At 63.8% G+C, this 2007-nt stretch carries 2 protein-coding genes and 1 pseudogene; all 3 read left to right on the top strand.

Features of this window, described 5'->3' with window-relative positions:
* The coding region (locus EN939_RS31930; RefSeq protein WP_272483124.1) for an enolase C-terminal domain-like protein at positions 1-469 on the top strand (469 nt) is incomplete at its 5' end.
* Positions 470-471: 2 nt separating this feature from the next.
* Positions 472-1188, top strand: coding sequence for a FadR/GntR family transcriptional regulator (locus tag EN939_RS31925; protein ID WP_013529506.1), 717 nt, complete (start codon positions 472-474; stop codon positions 1186-1188).
* Positions 1189-1193: 5 nt separating this feature from the next.
* Positions 1194-2007: pseudogene (locus EN939_RS31920) on the top strand (NAD(P)-dependent oxidoreductase); the annotation flags it as partial.

Below are 2007 nucleotides of genomic sequence, written 5' to 3'. Positions count from 1 at the left end.
GGACCTCCCCTGGTTCGAGGAACCTATCATCGCCGACGACAAGCCCGGCATGGCTGAAGTGCGGGCGTCAGGTGCCGTCCCGATCGCCACCGGCGAAAGCGAGGCGACACGCTATGCCTTCCGCGATCTCGCGGTGCTGAAAGCCGCCGATATTTTCCAGCCGGATCCCGCCTTCTGCGGCGGTATCAGCGAGGCGATGAAGATCGGCACCATCGCCAGCGCCTTCAATCTGCGCTTTGCGCCGCATCTGTGGGCCGGCGCGCCCTGTTTTTTCGCAGGCTTGCATGTCTGCGCCGCCTCGCCGTCGAGTTTTACCGTCGAATATTCGCTCGGCGCCAACCCGATGATCCACGATCTGGTCGAAGAGACTGTCGAAGCCAGGGACGGCATGATAGCGATCCCGGAAAAACCGGGTCTGGGATTCACCATTTCGGAGCGATTCCTGGAGGCGCACGCGCAGCGCGGTTGACGATGAAAGAAAAGAACCTCCTCGCGGAACTCGCTGCCTACCTGTTCTCCCATTCGGACAAGGAGAGCGGCCGTACGCCTTCGGAACGCGAACTGGCGGAGCATTTCGCTGTCAGCCGCGGCCAGATCCGCGAGGCGCTGGCCATCCTTGAGGCCATGCGCATCGTTGAGCGCCGGGCCAAGTCCGGCATCTACATCGACACCAAGCAGGCCAGCGTGGAGGCCATGGCGCTCTTTGCCCGCGCGGGCCTGCCGCTCGACCCGATCCAGATCTACGAAACGGTCGAACTGCGCAAGATCCACGAGATCAAGGCGGCCGAACTTGCCTGTTCGCGCGCCACAGAGGAGAATTTCGAGCGGCTGCGCGAGATACTGAAAGCTTCGGAAGAGCGCATTGCCGCCGGCGAAGGGCTTGCCAGGGAAGACCGTGAATTCCACCTCGAGATCGTGCGCGCCACCAAGAACAGCGTCTTCCACAATGTCTGCAGCGTCTACTATATGATGGGCGAGCAGCGCCTGCCGATCTATTTCAACGACCCCGAGCGCAACGTGCGCTCGCATGCCGAGCATATCCAGATCTATGAGGCGCTGCTGCGCCGCGATGGCAATCTCGCCCAGGCGCTGATGAGCGCCCATTTGCAAGGGGCTGAGAGCTACTGGAAAGGCCTGATCGAGGGCCATGGCGAGGAACCTCAAAGCCCGGCGCTCGAAAAAGCTTGACCGACATGACCCGAATCCTCACCACCCACGCCCTGCACCCGCGCGCCTCGGCCATGCTGGCCGGCGCCGGAGAACTCGTCGTCGCCTCCGCCATCGATCCGGCCACGCTGGCCGCCGAGGCGAAGGATGCCGACATCGTCATCGTGCGCGCGCCGCTGCCACCACAGCTTTTCGACGGCGCAAAGCTGCTGCGGGCGGCAATCCGTCATGGCGCCGGGCTCGACATGATCCCCATGGAAGCAGCGACGGCCGCCGGCGTGCTGGTGGCGAATGTGCCGGCGGTCAATGCCCGCTCGGTTGCCGAGCACGTCATGTTCGCGGCGCTGGCTTTGCTGCGCAACTTCCGCGTCGTTGACCGCGACCTGCGCACCAAAGGCTGGCTTGCCGGCCGCGAGCACGCCAATTCCAACAGCGAGTTTGCCGGCAAGACGATCGGCATCGTCGGCCAACGGCGCCGGACAAGGTCGGCTTCCTGTCGATCGACGCTCTCGTCGAGCAGAGCGACATCATCGTTCTGTGCTGCCCGCTGACGCCGGAAACGCGCGGCCTGATCAACCGTGAGCGGATCGCCCGCATGAAGCCGCATGCGCTGCTGATCAACGTGTCGCGCGGACCGGTCATCGATGACGATGCGCTGATCGAGGCATTGCAGAAACGCCGTATCGGCGGTGCCGCGCTCGATGTTTTTGCGACACAGCCGCTGCCGTCGAACCATCCCTATTTCGGCTTCGACAATGTCATCATCACGCCGCACCTGGCCGGGATCACCGAGGAATCGATGATGCGCATGGGCGTCGGCGCGGCGGGGGAAACCTTTTT

The organism is Mesorhizobium sp. M7A.F.Ca.CA.002.05.1.1, assembly GCF_003998335.1.
GTDB lineage: Bacteria > Pseudomonadota > Alphaproteobacteria > Rhizobiales > Rhizobiaceae > Mesorhizobium.
Note: the sequence above shows the minus strand (reverse complement) of the source record. Positions and strands in the feature narration are given on the sequence as shown.